This window comes from Amycolatopsis sp. cg5 (genome assembly GCF_041346955.1).
In the GTDB taxonomy this organism is placed as follows: domain Bacteria; phylum Actinomycetota; class Actinomycetes; order Mycobacteriales; family Pseudonocardiaceae; genus Amycolatopsis.
In genome coordinates this window covers 5,053,135-5,070,049 of sequence record NZ_CP166849.1, presented here as the reverse complement: position 1 = coordinate 5,070,049, position 16,915 = coordinate 5,053,135, and the positions used below count along the sequence as shown (strand labels likewise).

Sequence of the window (16,915 nt, the reverse complement as noted above, 5' to 3'; positions counted from 1 at the left end):
CCCCATGGAAGAAGGAGCTGCCCGAATCGGGCGGGCGGTCCGGGATCTGCTGGCCGAGGCGGTGCCCGCGCAGCAGGCACTGGCGAGACGGCTGGGGATCGGCGTGACCGACGCGCAGGCCCTCCAGCACCTGGCCGCCTCGGCGCACGAGACCGGGACGGTGGAGCTCGGCCAGCTCCTGGGCATCCGTTCGGCGTCTGCGGCCGCACTGGTCGACCGGCTCGAGACGGCGGGGCACGTCCGCAGGCACCCGCACCCCAGTGACCGGCGCCGGGTGAGCCTCCAGGTCACCGACACCGCGCAAGCCGAGGTCATCGCCGAGCTCGCACCCTTGCTCACCGGCATCGCCTCGCTGGTCCGGGGACTCAGCGCCGAGGAAGCCAACACCGTCGCCACCTTCCTCGACGGCACGATCGACCTACTGCGCGGCTTGAGCGGGACCCGGTGACCGCAAAGGCCCCGTGAGCGTTGCGGGCGGTTCTTGCCCGGAAGGGCAAACGTGGCGGGCGAGTGGAACCTTTGCTGCATCTAACGCAGCAGAGGTTCCACTCGCGGATAGCCGGGGGCTGTGGTGTGCGGGATAAAGCCCGCTTTACTCCGCAGGGTCGTGAGTGTTGCAGGTGCGAGAGCTGAAGCGAGGGGACCCCTCAGTGCGTATTTCGCACCCAGGGAACCCCTCGCCCGCGGCGACATGCCGTGCCTCGCGACGTGACCTCATCAGCCCGGCCGGAGCACGCCATATTTGCCCTTCCCCTCAAATAGAACCGCCCGCAACGCTCACGAGCCCTTTTGTGCTGCTGCTACAGCGCGATGATGGTCCAGCGCTGGTTGGCGAGCCCCTTGTCGGCCCATTGCTGAACCAGCGTGGCGTTGGCGGTGCCGTTGTTCTTGGCGTCGAGCACCTTGGCCGAGTGGACGGCGCGCAGTGCGTAGTTGGCGCCGGTGTTGTCCGTGGTGAACTCCCACTGCTGGTTGGGGCCCGAGTTGCAGGTGAACTGGACGACCCCGCCCTGGTTGTCGAGAGTGCTGTTGTAGACGTCCAGGCACTTGCCGGAGTTGCGATTCCTGAGGCTGTACTTGTTGTTGCCGAGCGGCACGACGTCCCAGATCTGCTTGACCCCGGCCACGCAGTCCCACAGTTCGATCGCGGCGCCGTCCTTGGTGGCGTCGGCGCCCGCGCCCGCGACCTGGATGCACCGTCCTGACTGGACACCCTTGATCTCGATCGCCTTCGGCGCGATCGGCGCGGTCTTGTAGGCGACGGTGATTCCGCCGTCGTTGCTGAAGTCGATCCGGCCGTTCTGGAAGGTGTTGCGCCGTCCCTTGGGCAGGTCGAGTTCGTCGCTGGTGGGGTAGCCGAGCCAGGAGCGCTCGGCTCCGTACTCGTTCCACTTCGCGCGGATGCTGCCGTAGACGAGTTTCGCGCCGGTGCTCGGGTGGTAGTAGATGGCGCCGGCGTTGCCCGCGAACGTGGTGGACCAGCCGACGCCGTCAGGGAGCTTCGTCGTATCGGACGTGGGGTAGCTCAACAGCCCGGTTTCCGAGCCCGACTCGACGTACTTCTTGTGAATGTCGCCGAAGGTGGCGTAGACGCCGACGTTGGTCACGTCGTACACCGCGCCGGTGGAGAACCGTTGCAGCCGCCCGGTGTTGCCGCCGAAGGCGATGGCGTTGGTGCGTGGATACCCCAGCTTGCCCGCCGGGCCGCCCAGCGCGCGGAACTTCTGGTTGAAGGTTCCGGTGATCGGGAAGACCTGCGCGTTGCCGCGGGGGTTGTCATGGCTGAGGTAGACGTACCCGCGCTCGTACTCCCGGTAGCCGTTGCCCGCGGCGTCGATCACGGCCGTGCCCACCGGCTTCCCGATCTCGTTCTGCAGCGTGGGACTCGAGTCGTAGACCCGGTCGATGGGCAGCGGCGCCTTGGGCGCCGCCGGCTGCCAGATCGCCGGTGCGCGAAGGCTGAAGTCGGAGCGCGCGCCCGGCACCCAGAGCCCCATGAAACCGCCACCGTTGACCAGTGGGATCAGGCTGTTGCCGCCTCGGCACCACGTCGCCAGCTTCCGGAACGAGTCGGTGCCGTCGGTCGGGGCGACGTCGGCTTTCGCCTCGGTGAACTGGCTTTGGCTTTGCAGGAAGCGAATGTAGTGGTTGGGCCTGGTCACCGACTGGAACGAGAGGCAGCTCGGGTCGGCGAGACCCGCCTCGACCTTCCACGCCTGCTTGGGATATTCGCCCGGCGCCCACTTGGTGAGGGTCAGCGTCCCGTTTTCGTCGGCGAGGTACACGTCGAAATCGAGAGTGTCGGAGACGCCGCGAATGGTCTGGATGTCGTGCTGGTACCTGCCGACCCGCAGGAACTTCTCGCGGTCGGTCGAGGTGCCCGCCAGCGCGGCGTCGGCGGCCAGCACCAGGTCCGGGTGGAAGGTGGACCTGACGGCGGCGTCCCGGATCACGGTGATCTGCTTGACGCGCTCCTGGTCGCGGCGGCGGAGTTCGTTGTCGATGTCGCGCTGGCGTGCTTCGGCGGCGCCGGTTTCGATGAACTTGGTGCGGTCGGCGTCGTCGAGGCTGAGGACCGCTTCGCGGGCGGCGAGGAAGACCTCGCTGTCCTTGGGCGCGAGCTTGTAGATCGTGCGGACGAAGTCGTCGTCGCTGAGCTTGCGCATCTTGTCGTCGGCGATGATGCCGAGTGCCTGATAGGCCGCGGTGGCCTTCTTCTCCTCGGCGATCGCGGCGGCCTTCTCGGCCTCGGTCCTGGCGTTGTCCTCTTGGATCAGCCGGGCGACGTCGTCCTTGTGGGCGGTGAAGACGTCGACGGTGAGGAAGGACCACTGCTTCTCGTCAGTGCCGTTCAGCGCCTCGCGGGCGGCTTTGCGCACCGCGATGTCCTTGTGGTCATCGGTCTTCAGGTCCAGGAAGACGATGAAGTCATAGACCGAGCGGCCCAGCTCGGGGGTGTACTGGCCCTCGGTCAGCCCGATGGTCTTCGCGGCGTCGGCCTTCGCCTTGCGTTCCTTCTCCTGCTGCTGGCGCCGCTCGTTGACCACCGCGATGTCCAGCTGGTGCGCGGCCGCCATGCCGGTCTTGATGTAGGTCGTGCACGGGGCGCACGCCGGGTCGTCCTTCGCCTGCGCCAGCAGCGCGTCGATCGCGGCCTGCTTGACGTTCTGGTGCTCGGGCTCGGCAGGCCGCGGCCGGTCCAGATCGTCGGCGGCCCGGTACATCGCCGAGGTGAAGTCGCGATCGGTCAGGCTCGTCAGCTCCGGCCCCGCCACGATCCCCAGCAACGCCGCGGCGTTGCCCTTCTCGATCTCGGTCGACGGCGGTCCGTCCGCCTGTGCGACGCCCGCGGTCACCAGACCGGCGGCGACGGCGAACACGGTGCCGAGGACAGCGCCGCGGAGAACAGGTCTCAGTCTCATTCCTGGCCTTCTTCTGCATAAGGACACAGGCCACCGCTGTTCGTGGTGGCCTGTGGCGGAAAGTCATAGAGGCACGCGTAAAACCCCAGGTGCGTGCCAGCAAATCGTTGACCTGGCTGGAAAAGCCGGTCAAGATCAGCGCCGCAACCGTGATCAGTCCGTGACCTGCCGGATCGGCGCGGAGAAGCCGAATCAGGGTCGTGAGTGTCAACTCCCGGTGAGGCGCTCGTTGTTACGTTCCCATCATGTTGCTGTAGGAGAATGGGCGCTCTAACGTTCTCTCGTGTTTTCGGCCAGGGAAAACACTGATGACAGGGGTGGGATTGGCGACACTTGGCGATCGTCTTCGAGTTCGGAGTTCGCCACTCTCTCCCGGTCGGCGCATGCCTGGTCCGAAAAGGACAAGCCAGGCCAGTTGACCGTCCACAGTGTATCGACGCGCGCGTTGCCGCCGTTGTCGGTCGCGTTGACGGGCCGGGAGCGTGAGCAGGAAATCCTGGTCGAGTTCCTGGTCGAGGTCGGCGAGTCCGCGCTGCTGCCGGTGATGCTGGTCCACGGCCCGCCTGGTGCGGGTAAGACGGCGTTGGCCGTCGACGCGGGGCAGCGGCTGGGCGGGTTGTTCGCCGATGGCTGCATGTTCCTGGATCTGCGCGGTGAAGACGACGAGCCGGTGAGCGCGGATCAGGCGGCGCGGCGGCTGCTGCGTGGGTTCGAGGTCGAGGAGCGGCAGATCCCCGCCGACTCCGAGGACGTGATGGCCCTCTACCGCTCCCAGCTGGCCGGTCGCGCGGTGCTGTTGATACTGGACAACGCGTCCAGTGAGGCTCAGGTGCGGCCGCTGCTGGCGACGAGTCCGGGCACGATGGTGCTGGTGACCAGCAGGAACACGCTGGTCGGGTTGCCGGTGCGCACTCGGCTGGCACTGGACCTGCTCGACCTCGAAGACTCGCTGGCGTTGTTGCGCGCGGCCGTCGGTGACCAGCTGGTGGACGCCGAGCCGGAGGCGGCGGCCAGGGTGGGCAGGCTCTGCGGCGGTGTGCCGCTGGCGTTGCTGATCGCGGGTACCCGGATCGCGGGCAGGCCACAGTGGACGCTCGAGTACTTCGCCTGCCAGCTGGAGGACCAGAGACGTCGGCTGTCCGTGCTCACGGCCGGGGACCTGCAGGTTCGGGCGGCTTTCGAGCTGTCGTACCGGCTCTTGGCGCCTGATAGCGCGCTGATGTTCCGGCGGCTGGCGCTGGTGCCCGGTGCTTCGGCGAGCGTGGAACTGGCCGCGGTGGTCAGCGGGCTGGAGGAACCTGACGCGGAGAACGCGTTGGAGGAATTGGCTGATGCCAGCCTGCTCGCGGCGGGCGGTCCGGGCCGTTATAGCCGGCATGACCTGCTGAACCTCTTCGCGGCCGAGTGTCTCGAACGTGAGGACGACCCGGCGCGGGTCCGTGAGGCCGACGAGCGGACGCGGCATTGGCTGCTGGACGTCGCGGCCAGAGCCGGGCAGTTCTTCGACCACGACCGCACCGAGCCGCCGGACCGGGTGGACGGTCCTGACCCGGTATCCGATCGGGAGTCCGCCGGGCGCTGGCTGCTTGGCGAGCTGGAACAGTGGCGAGGCGCGCTCAGGGCCGCCGCGAGGCATCGGGAGCACGACCGGGTCGCCACGGTGGTGGCGGAGTTGTACTGGTACTCCGACCTGCGCGGCGATGGTGAGCTGTGGAGCGAGGTGTTCAGGGCGGGTGCGGACGCGGCGGGCGAACTCGGTGACACGGCAAGGGAAGCGGTGCTGCTCAACGCGTTGTCGTGGGCGCTCTACCGCCTTTGCGGGCGTGACGCGGACGCGTTGGCCGTGTTCGAGCGAGCCGCCGTGAAAGCAGCGCAGGCCGACGACCTGCTCACGCGCGGCTGGAACGCTTGCTACGGGTCCGCGATCCACGCTCGTCTGGGTGACATCGCCGAAGCGGTCTCGCTCGCGCGGGTGGCGGTCGAACTGTTCGAGCACGGCGGCTACCCCATGTGGCGGTTCATCGCGCTTGCCAAGCTCGGGGTGCTCTTGCAGCAGCAAGGCCGGGACGACGAGGCGGTCGCGCTTCACCGGCTTTGTGTCACCTACTACCGCACACTGCCCGCGACTCCCGACAACGAGGAGTTGCTGGCTCTCGTGCTGCAGGGCTATGCCGAGTGCCTGCTGGCCGCCGGTGACCTGTCGCAGGCGTTCACGATGCTCGACGAGGCGGAGTCGCTTTTCCTGAAACACCAGGCCACGGAGTTGCTGGCCGACGTGTGGCGGTTACGGGGCGAGGCGCTCAACCGGGCAGGCCGGTGGCCGGAGGCCATCGAGCAGCTTCGAGCCGCCGCGGATTCCGCGATGATCGTCGAAACCAGGGTCCAGGCCATCGCCTGCCTCGCGGAGGTCGCCCAGCGCACCGGCGACGAGGATCTCGCCCGCGAGCAGCGGACCCGCGCGCTGGCGGAGTGCGCTGCCTTCGACACACCGGCGTTGCGCGCGGTCGCGGCGAAGCTCACTGCCGACGCGACGCCGTAGATTCTGACGATCATCGCCGCCTGTGTCACCATGCGACCGTGAGCGCGACCGGCTTAGGTGATTTCCTGCGGTTTTATCGGATGCGGATCCCGCTGACCCAGGGAGAGCTGGCCGAGCGGACCGGGGTCAGCGTTCGCACGATCGGTTACCTGGAACGCGGCAGGGCCACGACGCCGCATCGCAGCACGATCGATCTGCTCGTCGAAGGTCTCGCACTGTGCGGTGAGGAGGCCGCGGAGTTCGCCCGGCTGGCTCGGGGTGACCGGGACGGGGGCACCGATCCTGTTACGGACGTCTCCGCGCTCTGCGCGGTGCCGCCGGTGCTCACCCCGGTGCTGGGACGGGACCAGGAGTATCACTCGTTCGAGGGATTCGTGCGGGACCCGGATGCCGCGTCGCCGTCGCGGGTCGCGGTGATCCACGGGCTGCCCGGGGTGGGCAAGACCGCGTTCGCCGTCGACGCGGCGCACCGGCTGGCCGCCGGGTTCGACCACGGCTGCCTGTTCGTGGACATGCACGGCATGGGGGAGGAGCCGCTGCCGGTGGAGCGGGCAGCGCATCGGCTGCTGCGCGTGCTCGGCGTCGAGGAGCGGGGCATTCCGGCCGGCCTCGACGGCAAACTGGCGCTGTACCAGTCATTGCTGCGAGACCGCGCGGTGCTGCTGGTCCTGGACAACGTCCTCGACGAGGCACAGGCGCGCCCGTTGACCCGGGACAGTCCCGGCTCCGTGGTGCTGGTGACGAGCCGGAGCACCCTGGTGGGACTCAACGCCGGTTACCGAATGTCGTTGGGGCCGCTGGACGCGGACCGTTCTGTCGCTCTTTTGGGTGACATCATCGGACTGGCTCGCGTCGAGGCGGAGCCCGAAATGGCCGAACGCGTCGCGAAGCTGTGCGGCGGGGTGCCGCTCGCGCTGCTCATCGCGGGCAACCGGATCGCCAGCAGACCACAATGGACGGTCGGTGACTTCGCGAGCCGGTTCGTCGACGAGCGGCGCAGGCTGTCCGCGCTCGCCGCGGGCGGACTTCAGGTGCGGACAGCGTTCGAGCTGTCCGCCAAGCACCTCACGCCCGCCGCCGCGGTCATGCTCCGCAGGCTCGCGCTGGTACCGGGTGTCGACAGCACCGTCGAGCTCGCCGTGGTCGTCAGCGGACAGACCGAGCACGTCGCCGAGGCCGCGCTCGAAGAACTCGCGAACGCGAGCCTGCTCGGAGTCGGCGAAGTACCCGGCCGCTACACACAGCACGACCTACTGCGTGCCTTCGCGCGCGAGCGTCTCGAACTGGACGAAGACCCGGCCGCCGTACTGGAGGCGGCTACCAGGGTCCGGCATTGGCTGCTCACGACCGCGACGAAGGCCGCGCTGCGGTTCGACGACACCGCGGTGCTCGGGCTCAAGACGGCGTGGCACGACGACATTCCGGCGGCGGCGCCCGGCGAACCGGAGCCGATCCGGAACCGGGAGTGCGCGGACCGCTGGCTGGCCGCGGAACTCGAGCACTGGCGCGGCGCGCTGCGTTCGGCTGTCGAGCTGGGCGAGCATCAGCGGGTGCTGCACCTGTCCCAGGCGATGGCGTGGTTCGCGCTTCTGCGCGGCGGAGACGGTGAACTGTGGGGTGAGGTCTTTCGCGCGGGCGTGGCCGCGGCTCGCGCACTCGGCGACACGCGGGCGGAGGCACGGCAGCTCGACTTCCTGTCCTGGACGCTGTGGGAGTTGTGCGGCCAGCTCGAAGAAGCGGCACAGGCGCACGCGGGTGCCGCCGAGTTCGCCGGCGAGATGGACGCTCTCGGACTCTCGCGGCACCTCTACTTCGGCGCGTCGATCCATTGGCATCGCGGTGAGCAGGACAAGGCGATCGCCGATGCGACCGGTGCCGCCGACGCGTACGGCGTCATCGGGTACGAGGTCGGCCGCCATGTCGCGATCGGACTGCTCGCGTGGTTCCTTGGCAAGCAAGGGAAACGCGCCGAATCGGAGGCGGCGCACCGTCAATGCGTCACATACCTGCGTGCCTACGCCGAGAATTCGGCGGGTGACGAGCTGCTGGCCTCGGTGCTGGCGCGGCACGTCGAATGCCTGCCCGAGGCCGACGATCTGCCGACCGTCCTGGAACTGCTGGAAGAAGCGGAATCCTTGTACTGCAAGCACGACATCACCTCGAAGGTGACTTGGGTGATGCAGCTGCGCGGCGCCGCTTACCTGGCCGCCGGGCAGCTGCAGAAGGCGGCCGACGAGTTGACGACCGCGTTCGAGACCACCCGGATACCGCAGAGCCGCATCGAGATCCTGGTGCGGCTCGCCGAGGTCGCCGACGAAACCGGTGACGCGGACGTCGCCCGCGAACACCGGGTCCGCGCGCTGGCCGAGTGCGCCGCGTACGACGCACCCGCCATGCGTGCCGTTGCCGAAAAACTGGCCGGTGAGCTTACGCGCCGACCATGAGGATTTCGTAGGTCGGGCTGGTCGGCGGGTACCCGCTGAAGATGTGCGAGTTCACGACGGCGAGCTGGTTCCCGACCTTGACCGCCGAGACCGGCTGATCGAACAGCTCGTCCTTGATCACGCCCGCCGCCGCACCATGGCTCAGGTCGCCGTCGAGGCACCAGCGGCTGATCGTGTCGTCGAGCTGCACCGCCCAGAGACGACGGCCTTCCAGCACGAGACTGACCACGTTGGGCGCGTTGACGCCCGCGATCTCCTTGCTGGCGCCGGTGATCGGGTTGATCGTGTACACCTTGCCCGGCGTGGTCGCGGCGACCAGCAGGGTGTCACCGGACGGTGTCGCGATGACGTCGTTCATGAAGAAGTTTCCGGGTGAGCCGCCCGCACCCGGCCCGGTCACCGCCAGCGTCCGCGGCGTGCCGAGCACACCCCCGGTGGTGGGCACGAAGAACAGCTGCGGGTGGTACGAGTCGGTGAACCAGGCGCCGTACGGCGTCACGACCACGTCGTTGACGTACGTCGTCGCCGGATCGCCGAAGGTGAAGTCACCGATCCTCGCCTTGGTGCGGGTGTCGTGGACGTACGCCTTGCCCTCCTTGCCGCCGGCGACGAAGAGCAGATCGTGCCGCCGGTCGAGGTCCAGGCCCGCGGCGCCGGTGCCGGGCGGCGCTTCGATGAACCGTTCAGCGGTGCCCCGCTTGAGGTTCTCGCGGAAGATCGTGCCGGCGACCAGGTCGCCGGTGTAGTACGTGCCGCCGCCCGCGTCGGTGATCCCTTCGGCGGAGGCGGCTCCGGGAAGCACGATCACCTTGGTCGCCGCGATCGCCGGACCGGACAGTCCGAACAGGAGCGAGGACACGAGCAACGGTATGGCCAGGATTCTGCGCATGGGAATTCCTCCAGTCACCCCAGTTCCCCCGGGGAGACATCCTGCCTCACCCGTCAAGACCGTTTGGCGGAGTTTTCCACCCGATGACGGATCTGATGTCCGGCAGTTGATGTCCGCCGCGCGGTGAGCGACATCGGACAACGCTCAGCGACTAGAAATTTCCCTGGCCGACGGCGATTTCGCCGTTGTGCGATCACTGGGAGGAATTCGTGCTGAAGAAAATCGTGGCGACAGCCGGTGTGCTCGGGGCCGTGGTTTCGATCGCGGTGGCCGGTGCGCCCGCCGCGTCCGCGACCGCCGCCGGGGTCGAGTCGCCGCCCTGCTCGTGGGGCAACGGACATTTCTACTGCTACAACCGGCCGAACATCCCCGTCGAGTGGGCCGGGAAGGTCGTGGGGTACCTCTACGGCGAGTACAACTGGTTCACCTGCCGGTACGAGGGTGACCCGAATGGCGGCGGCGCCCCGCATCCGAACCGCTGGGACTTCACCACGGCCGACAACGGTGCGCGCGGCTTCGTCCGCGACCAGTACATCTACGACGAGACCAACGTGCTGCCGCCTTGCTGACCCGCCGGAAAGGAGCCGAGATGCGAAATCTGAGCAAGAGAGCCGGTGTGTTCGCCGCGACTTCGGTGGTGTTGGCCGCTTCCGTGGCCGGCAACGCTTCCGCCGCGACAGCTGAAGACGCGGTGTCGCGAGTCATCGAGCAGTACGTGCAGGCGCGGGCCGACGACGTGACCAATGCGCCCGCGGCGCGATCCGCCGGTGCGGCGATGACGGCCGGGTTCAAGGTCCAGGCGGCCGTCGAGGCGCGTGAAGGGCAGGCTTTCCGTCAGCGGTGGGCCGGATCGCTCTGGGAATACGGCAAAGCCGTTGTGACAATGGGAAAGCCTGTCGTGCAGAAGCACGGAACCGGTGCGACGGTCAAGATCGAGGAGCGTACGGACCTCTACTTCGCGCGGCGCGCGAGTGCTTCCATGCCGGAGAAGACCTCTTATCGGGTCGACCACGTGATCGAGCTGACCGGTGCCGCCGGGACCTGGGAGATCGCGTCCGACACGCTCGACCTGCCCATCGGCTCGGTCAATCCGTTGCCGTACTTCACCACCGCGCGTACCGGCGGGCCGGGGGAGCGGCAGGTGACGACGGCGGCGAAAACCGAAGCTGCCCAGGTGAACTCGGTGGCCGGCGCGCCCTACAACCGCCAGGCGATGGCCGACTACGCGAAGCGGTGGGCGCTCGACCGGAACTCCGCGTATCCCTCCTTCGGCAACGACTGCACCAACTTCGTCTCGCAGGCGATGAGCGCGGGCGGGTGGCTGCACGTCGTCAACCCCGGTCCGTTCGGGAATCCGACGGACAAGGGCAATTGGTACATGCGCTACCTCTCGACGCACGCGGGCTACAGCCAGACCTGGTCGGTCGCGGACATGTTCCGCTACTTCGCGATCGACAACTCGACGCCGCGCCGGGTCACGTTGAACGGGAACCACTCACGCCGGGGTGACGTCATCTGGGCGGACTGGGATCTGGCCAACGGCAGCCCCGGGGTGGACGGGCACTGGGACCACGTCATGATCATCACCGGGGACGCCTACCCGAACGTGGACGACTGGATCACCAAGACCGTTTCGTACCACACCACCGACACGCGGGACGTGCCGTTGCAGCAGGTGTGGGAGAAGTCGATGAAGCGAAGCCCGAACTTCGGCTTCTACTTCGGTTACCTCATCGACGCCCCGTAAGTGTGGGAGCTCCTGTGGGTGGTCGACGCCCGGCGCCGGGCGAAGAATCGGTGCCGGGCGTAGACAAACGGGAGGGACCATGCGGATTTTCCGCAAGAATTTCATCACCACGGCGTTGGCACTCATACTGGCCATGGGCGGGCTCGGTATCACCGCGGGACCGGCTCAGGCCGCGCCCGCGGCGGCATGCGAGATCGCGAACGTGCAGCTCACGGTCACCAACTGGGGATCGGACGGCGGTTTCCACGCCTATTGCTACTCGAACCGGTACGTGGCCGCCACGACCGCCTTCTACGACTCCACGGGCCGGCAGCTCGCGGGCCAGGCCGGTCGCACCCTGGTCTTCGCCGACGGCCAGTGGCACTGGCTGACGGCGCCCACCAACTGGGGTGGCGTCTGGTTGCCGGTGGTCCGTGGCTGCATCTGGATCACGCTCGACAACCCCGGCGGACCGCTGCTGACCAGCTACTGCGTCAACAAATAGCCCATGGGGGTCGTGAGCGTTGCGGGCGGTTCTAACCGCCCGCAACGCTCACGACCCACGTCGCGTCTAAGCCGCCACCAGCTGCCTTGTGGGCTTCCGGCTGGGCAGCTTCGCCGCGAGCCGCCTGCCCTGGGCGATCATCGGCGTCTCCACCCAGCGGTACAGCACGCACGCGATCCCGAGCGCGACGGCCACGGTGGCGATCGCCTTGACCCAGCCGGGCGGCGCGACGAGACCGGTCACCGCGGCCGCCATCACCTGGCTCAGATACAGCCCGTACGACCGATCGCCCACGAACCTCATCGGACGGCACGCCAGCGCGCGCCGCACCGGGCCGGGCGCGATCACCGCGACCAGGAGAACGGCCGAAACGACCGCGTAGATCGGCACGAACCGCCACAAGCCGCCGACCAGCTCGACGAGCGGTCCGACCGACAGCTGGAACACGCAGAACCCGAGCGCGATCGGCACGGCGACCGACGGCCGTGTCAACGGGCGAACCAGCGCGAAGCCCTTGGGGTGGTGCATCAGCAACGCCAGCCCGCACCCGATCACCAGCGAAACGTAGTTCACCGCGAGCTTCGCCCAGCCGGTTCCCGGCGTCAGCGGCAACGCCCCGAACACGATCGCCGCGACCACGGCCACGCAGATTCCCGTGCGCAGCCACAGTTTCCGGCTCGCGGCCAACCCGGTCAGCACCAGCACCGCCGGCCAGACGAGATAGAACTTCTCCTCGACCCCCAGCGTCCACGACATGCCGAGCGGGGTGTTGAAGTCGACGAGTTCGTTGCCGAACACCAGATACAACGGCATCGCCGCACCCAGCCCGCTGCTCCAGTACACCCCGCCGATCAGCGCGAACACCGCCGTCAGCGCCAGCACCGTGTAGTACACCGGCATGATCCGGAACACCCGCCGCACCCAGAACGCGCGCAGCGACACCCGCCCGTTGCGATCCTCCTCGCGCAGGCTCAACGTCGTGATCAGGAACCCGGACAGCACGAAGAACAGGTGCACCGCGATCCACCCGGCCAGCGGGCCCAGCGCCGGTCCGCCGTAGTGGAAGAGCACCACGGACACCGCGGCCAGCGCGCGCAGACCCGTCAGGCCGTCGAAATGGCGGGTGTTGAGGTACTCGGCGTGGCTCATCGGTGCGCCGCCGGTGAGAGCCGCGAGCGCGCGGTTCCTTTTCAAGATCACGACTGAGTGACGGGCACCCACCACCCGAGGTTGCGTCGCGCTTCAAATCATGCAACCCGGCGCAGGCGGTGCACCGCGTGGAGCATCCGGGCGCGCCAGCGAGCCGAGGCTTCGAACTCCACGCGCAGGTCGTCGATGCGGGCTTGGACGTAGTCGAACGAGATCATGGGCCTCACGGTGCCGTCGCTATCGTGGGGATTCCTTCGGTGAACCTTGAACAGGGCGACCGAAGCGGTTAGAAACGGTGGCTGGGGGGTCTGACCATGGATTTTCGACTGCTGGGCGAGTTCGAAGCGCCCGTGGACGTCGGGCACGCGCGGCAACGGGACGTGCTCGTCGCGCTGCTGGTGTCGGTCAACCAGGCGGTCTCGCTGGACCAGCTCGCCGACCGGGTCTGGGGCGACCGGCTGCCGTCGAGCCCGCGGGATTCGCTGTACAGCTACCTGTCCCGGCTGCGCACCGCGCTGGCTTCGCATGATGTCTCCATCCGCAGGCAGGGCGGCGGCTACCTGCTCGAGGCCGACCCGACGAACATCGACCTGCACCGCTTCGAGCACCTCGTCGAGCGAGCACATACTGTCGAGCATGCCTTGCCCTTGCTCGACGAGGCGCTCGCGCTGTGGCGCGGGGTGCCGTTCACCTGGGCGGATTCGCCTTGGTTCGCCGAGGTCCGCGAAAGCCTCGAGCGGCGCAGGCTCGCCGCCGAACTCGACCGCAACGACCTGCGGCTGAAGGTGGGCAGGCACCTCGAGGTGATCGACGACCTCACCGCCCGCATCGCGGACTCGGTCGACGAGCGAATGGCGGCCCAGCTGATTCTCGCGTTGCATCTCGACGGTCGCCACGCCGACGCGCTTCGGCGGTACGAGGAGGTCAGGGCCAAGCTCGCGGAAGAACTGGGCACCGACCCCGGACCGCGGCTGAAGGAGCTTCACCAGCGCATACTCGCCGCGGACACCCCGGTCGCGCCCCGGCAGCTGCCCGCGGCGCCCATCGCCTTCACCGGCCGGACCGCGGAACTCGACGCGGTGCCGAAGTCCGGCATCTCGGTGATCACCGGCGGCGGCGGACTCGGCAAGACCTGGCTGGCGCTGCGCTGGGCGCACGACAACGCCGCACACTTTCCCGACGGCCAGCTGTACCTGAACCTGCGTGGATTCGATCCCGCCGGCGAGCCGCTCGACCCGGCGACGGCCGTGCGCGGACTGCTCGACGCGCTCGGCGTCGCGCCCGCCGCCGTCCCGGCCGGGCTCGACAGCCGAGCGGCGCTGTTGCGGAGCATGACGGCAGGGCGGCGCATGCTGATCGTGCTCGACAACGCCCGCGAGACCACGCAGGTGCTGCCGCTGCTCCCCAGCGGCTCGTGCACGGTGCTGGTGACCAGCCGCAGCCAGCTGACGGGGCTGGTCACCGGCCACGCGGCGCACCCGATCACGTTGCGGACACTCGACGACACCATCGGTCGCGAGCTGCTCGCCCGGCGGCTCGGCAGCGCCAGGGTCGCCGCAGAGCCGGACGCCATCCAGGAGATTCTGCGCTACTGCGCGGGTCTGCCGCTCGCGTTGAGCGTGGTGGCCGCACGCGCTGCTCTTCAGCCGGGCTTTCCCTTGCACGCTCTGGCAACCGAGCTGGCCGAGTCCGGATTGGACGCTCTCGACGGCGGGGAACTCCCGTCGAGCCTGCGCGCCGTGTTCGCCTGTTCGTACCGGGCATTGGACGAGGACGTGGCCCGCGCCTTCCGGTTGCTCGGAATCGCACCAGGACCGGACATCGCGGCGAAGTCCGCGACCGTCCTCATCGGAGGGTCGAGCCCGATCCGCGCGCTCACGGCGGCCAATCTGCTGGAGGAGCACGCACCAGGCCGATTCCGCATGCACGACCTCGTTCGCCGCTACGCCGCCGAACTCGCCGGCCGCACGGACACCGCGGCGGACCGGGACGCCGCGCTGACCCGCCTGTTCGACTACTACGTGCACGCCGCCGCGGTCGCGATGGACTGCTGGGCGCCGCAGGAAACCTACCGCCGCCCGCCGCTGCGCAACCCCGTCGAACCACCGCCCGCCTTCGCCGACCAGCAGCGGGCAGCCGACTGGCTGGACACGGAAACGCCGGTGCTGCTGGCGATCAGCTCACCCAGCCACCTCAGCCGCTTGTCGACCACGATCTTCCGTTTCCTCGACACCCGAGCACGTTTCCACGAAGCCCTCGACCTGCACACCAAAGCGGTCGCCGCCACCGAACCCGGCGAAGTGGCGCACGGCTGGGCGTTGAGCTGCCGCGGCTACACCCTCTACCGGCTGGGCCGCTACGAGGAAGCGCTCGCCGACGCCGAACCGGCCCGGCTGCTCGGCAAGCAGCACGAGGACGACGTGCTGGAGAATTCGGCGCTCTCCGCGCTGTCGCAGCTCAACGAACGGCGCGGACGACTCGAAGAAGCACTGGCCTTGGCGCGAGAAGGCTTGGCGGTCGCTCGGCGGTCCGGCCACGAGCTGCTGGAAGGCATCGCGCTGAACAACCTCGGCTTCCACCACGAAACCCTCGGCCAGTACACCGAAGCCGCCGAGTGCCTCGACCGCAGCGGCGCCATCGCGCTGCGTCTGGGCAACGGCGGCCTCGGCGGAATCGTGCTGTGCGAACTCGGCCACGTCCACGCTCGCCAAGGTCGATTCGACGAGGCCGTTGCGGCACTCCGCCAGTCGCTCGACTTCGCCCGGCTGCTGCGCAACCCCGGTTTGGAAGCCGAAGTGTGCAACGAATTCGGCGAAACGACCGCGGCCATGTCCGACTGGGACCGATCGCTCGAATACCACGGCAAAGCGCTGAAGGTGGCCCGGGAAATCGGCTACCGGCACGAGGAAGGCCGCGCCCTGCTGGGACTCGCGCAAGCACATCAGCGGCTCGGCGACCTCTCCCGCCAGCACTCGAACGCCGAGCAGGCGCTCGCGCTGTTCACCGCACTCGAAGCCCCGGAAGCCGGACTCGCCCGCTCGCTCACCGGACCGGCTTCGCCGAGCGACGGTCGCGATATCCGAGCCGGGTAGCGCTCAGGACGATCGCGCCCGCCACCAGCGCGGCACTCACCAGCAGCGGCGCGCGGAACCCGAACCCGGCGGCGAGCGCGAGACCGCCGAGCGCGGGTCCCGCCGCCGCGCCGACGTTCAGCGCGGCGGTGGCGAACCCGCCGGCCAGCGTCGGCGCCCCGGCCGCGGTGTAGAACACCCGCGCGATCAGCGTGGAGCCGACCGCGAACGACAACGTGCCCTGGACGAACACGAAGACCAGCGCCGCGACCGGGTTGCCCGCGGTGAGCGCGAACAGCAGCCAGCCCGCCAGCAACGCGGCGGAGCCGATCGAGAGCAGCTGGATCGGGTGCCTGTCGGCGAGCCTGCCGCCGAGGTTGACCCCGGCGAACGAGCCGACGCCGAACAGCGCGAGCGCGGCGGGCACCCAGCCGCTGGACAACCCGGTGACGGTGGTGATGACCGGTGCGAGATAGGTGAACGAACAGAACGTGGCACCGTTGACCAGCGCGCCCAGCAGCAGGGTGACGATCAGCTTCGGCGAACCGAGCGCGCGCAGCTCATGCTTCGCGCTCGTGGCGTCCGGGTCGACCGGCTCGGCTGGGACGGCCGCCACGATGGCGATGACCGCGGGCGCGGAGATGAGCGCGACACCCCAGAAAGCCGAGCGCCAGCCCCAGAATTCGCTGAGGATCGCGCCGAGCGGGACGCCGGCGATACAGGCGAGCGTGACCCCGCTGAGCAGGATCGAGGTGGCACGGCCCTTGGCTTGGGGCCCGGCCATGCTCGCCGCGGTCGCCAGGCCGACGGCCAGGAACCCGGCGTTCGCGAGCGCGGCGATCACCCTGGTGACGAACAGGACGGCGAAGCTGCCGGTCAGCGCGCCGACGACGTGCGCGAGCAGAAAGGTGACGAGAAAGGCGAGCAGCGCGCGGCGGCGTGGCCACCGCATGCTCAGGACGGCCACCAGCGGCGCGCCGACGATCATGCCGACCGCGAACGCCGAGGTCAGCGATCCCACCGCGGGGATCGTCACGCCGAGGTCCGTGGCGATGTCCGACACCAGGCCGGACAGCATGAACTCGGAGGTGCCTTGGGCGAACACGGCCAGCCCGAGTACGTAAATGGCGAAAGGCATTGACAGGCTCCAGAACTACATCACAGGAGGAT

The 16,915-nt window shown here is 68.7% G+C and carries 11 protein-coding genes; 7 read left to right on the top strand and 4 right to left on the bottom strand.

Annotation, left to right across the window (positions count from 1 at the left end):
• The first annotated feature begins 4 nt into the window (after nucleotides 1-4).
• A complete protein-coding gene (locus AB5J62_RS22755) occupies nucleotides 5-448 on the top strand; it encodes a MarR family winged helix-turn-helix transcriptional regulator (RefSeq protein WP_370941933.1) in 444 nt (147 codons plus the stop codon).
• Nucleotides 449-800: 352 nt separating this feature from the next.
• On the opposite strand, the gene AB5J62_RS22750 is transcribed toward AB5J62_RS22755, so the two are convergent.
• On the bottom strand, nucleotides 801-3,422 hold the full coding sequence (locus AB5J62_RS22750) for an RICIN domain-containing protein (protein WP_370941932.1): 2,622 nt from the start codon (nucleotides 3,420-3,422) through the stop codon (nucleotides 801-803).
• Nucleotides 3,423-3,837: 415 nt separating this feature from the next.
• Between AB5J62_RS22750 and AB5J62_RS22745 the strand changes: the two genes are divergently transcribed.
• Together AB5J62_RS22745 and AB5J62_RS22740 are read left to right on the top strand one after the other, a co-directional pair.
• A complete protein-coding gene (locus AB5J62_RS22745; protein WP_370941931.1) occupies nucleotides 3,838-5,961 on the top strand; it encodes an NB-ARC domain-containing protein in 2,124 nt (707 codons plus the stop codon).
• Nucleotides 5,962-5,999: 38 nt separating this feature from the next.
• Entirely contained in the window at nucleotides 6,000-8,405 is a 2,406-nt protein-coding gene (locus tag AB5J62_RS22740; RefSeq protein ID WP_370941930.1) for an NB-ARC domain-containing protein, read from the top strand.
• Here AB5J62_RS22740 and AB5J62_RS22735 read toward each other — a convergent pair.
• Nucleotides 8,389-9,294: a hypothetical protein gene (locus tag AB5J62_RS22735; RefSeq protein ID WP_370941929.1), complete on the bottom strand. Its 906-nt coding sequence runs from the start codon at nucleotides 9,292-9,294 to the stop codon at nucleotides 8,389-8,391. The two genes, AB5J62_RS22740 and AB5J62_RS22735, sit on opposite strands and share 17 nt — an antisense overlap.
• 209 nt (nucleotides 9,295-9,503) lie before the next feature.
• Between AB5J62_RS22735 and AB5J62_RS22730 the strand changes: the two genes are divergently transcribed.
• From AB5J62_RS22730 to AB5J62_RS22720, 3 genes are all read left to right on the top strand, one after another.
• Complete coding sequence (locus AB5J62_RS22730; RefSeq protein WP_370941928.1) at nucleotides 9,504-9,863, top strand: hypothetical protein; 360 nt, start codon at nucleotides 9,504-9,506, stop codon at nucleotides 9,861-9,863.
• A 20-nt stretch (nucleotides 9,864-9,883) separates the two neighbouring features.
• A complete protein-coding gene (locus tag AB5J62_RS22725; RefSeq protein ID WP_370941927.1) occupies nucleotides 9,884-11,041 on the top strand; it encodes an amidase domain-containing protein in 1,158 nt (385 codons plus the stop codon).
• Nucleotides 11,042-11,120: 79 nt separating this feature from the next.
• Nucleotides 11,121-11,525, top strand: a complete 405-nt coding sequence (locus AB5J62_RS22720) for a hypothetical protein (protein WP_370941926.1) — start codon at nucleotides 11,121-11,123, stop codon at nucleotides 11,523-11,525.
• 66 nt (nucleotides 11,526-11,591) lie between these two features.
• Here the strand turns inward: AB5J62_RS22720 and AB5J62_RS22715 are convergent, their stop codons facing one another.
• Nucleotides 11,592-12,719 (bottom strand): acyltransferase family protein, encoded by a 1,128-nt coding sequence (locus AB5J62_RS22715; RefSeq protein WP_370941925.1) that lies wholly within the window; start codon nucleotides 12,717-12,719, stop codon nucleotides 11,592-11,594.
• A 269-nt stretch (nucleotides 12,720-12,988) separates the two neighbouring features.
• Here AB5J62_RS22715 and AB5J62_RS22710 point away from each other — a divergent pair, with 269 nt between their 5' ends.
• Nucleotides 12,989-15,766 (top strand): BTAD domain-containing putative transcriptional regulator, encoded by a 2,778-nt coding sequence (locus tag AB5J62_RS22710; protein ID WP_370941924.1) that lies wholly within the window; start codon nucleotides 12,989-12,991, stop codon nucleotides 15,764-15,766.
• Here AB5J62_RS22710 and AB5J62_RS22705 read toward each other — a convergent pair.
• A complete protein-coding gene (locus tag AB5J62_RS22705; RefSeq protein ID WP_370941923.1) occupies nucleotides 15,717-16,883 on the bottom strand; it encodes a Cmx/CmrA family chloramphenicol efflux MFS transporter in 1,167 nt (388 codons plus the stop codon). The genes AB5J62_RS22710 and AB5J62_RS22705 overlap by 50 nt on opposite strands.
• Nucleotides 16,884-16,915 lie beyond the last annotated feature (32 nt).

Bases quoted from the DNA above. Each gene is read 5' to 3' on its own strand.
- AB5J62_RS22725 (WP_370941927.1), top strand. From the start codon at position 9,884: ATGCGAAATCTGAGCAAGAGAGCCGGTGTGTTCGCCGCGACTTCGGTG.
- AB5J62_RS22735 (WP_370941929.1), bottom strand. From the start codon at position 9,294: ATGCGCAGAATCCTGGCCATACCGTTGCTCGTGTCCTCGCTCCTGTTC.
- AB5J62_RS22720 (WP_370941926.1), top strand. From the start codon at position 11,121: ATGCGGATTTTCCGCAAGAATTTCATCACCACGGCGTTGGCACTCATA.
- AB5J62_RS22750 (WP_370941932.1), bottom strand. From the start codon at position 3,422: ATGAGACTGAGACCTGTTCTCCGCGGCGCTGTCCTCGGCACCGTGTTC.
- AB5J62_RS22755 (WP_370941933.1), top strand. From the start codon at position 5: ATGGAAGAAGGAGCTGCCCGAATCGGGCGGGCGGTCCGGGATCTGCTG.
- AB5J62_RS22710 (WP_370941924.1), top strand. From the start codon at position 12,989: ATGGATTTTCGACTGCTGGGCGAGTTCGAAGCGCCCGTGGACGTCGGG.
- AB5J62_RS22705 (WP_370941923.1), bottom strand. From the start codon at position 16,883: ATGCCTTTCGCCATTTACGTACTCGGGCTGGCCGTGTTCGCCCAAGGC.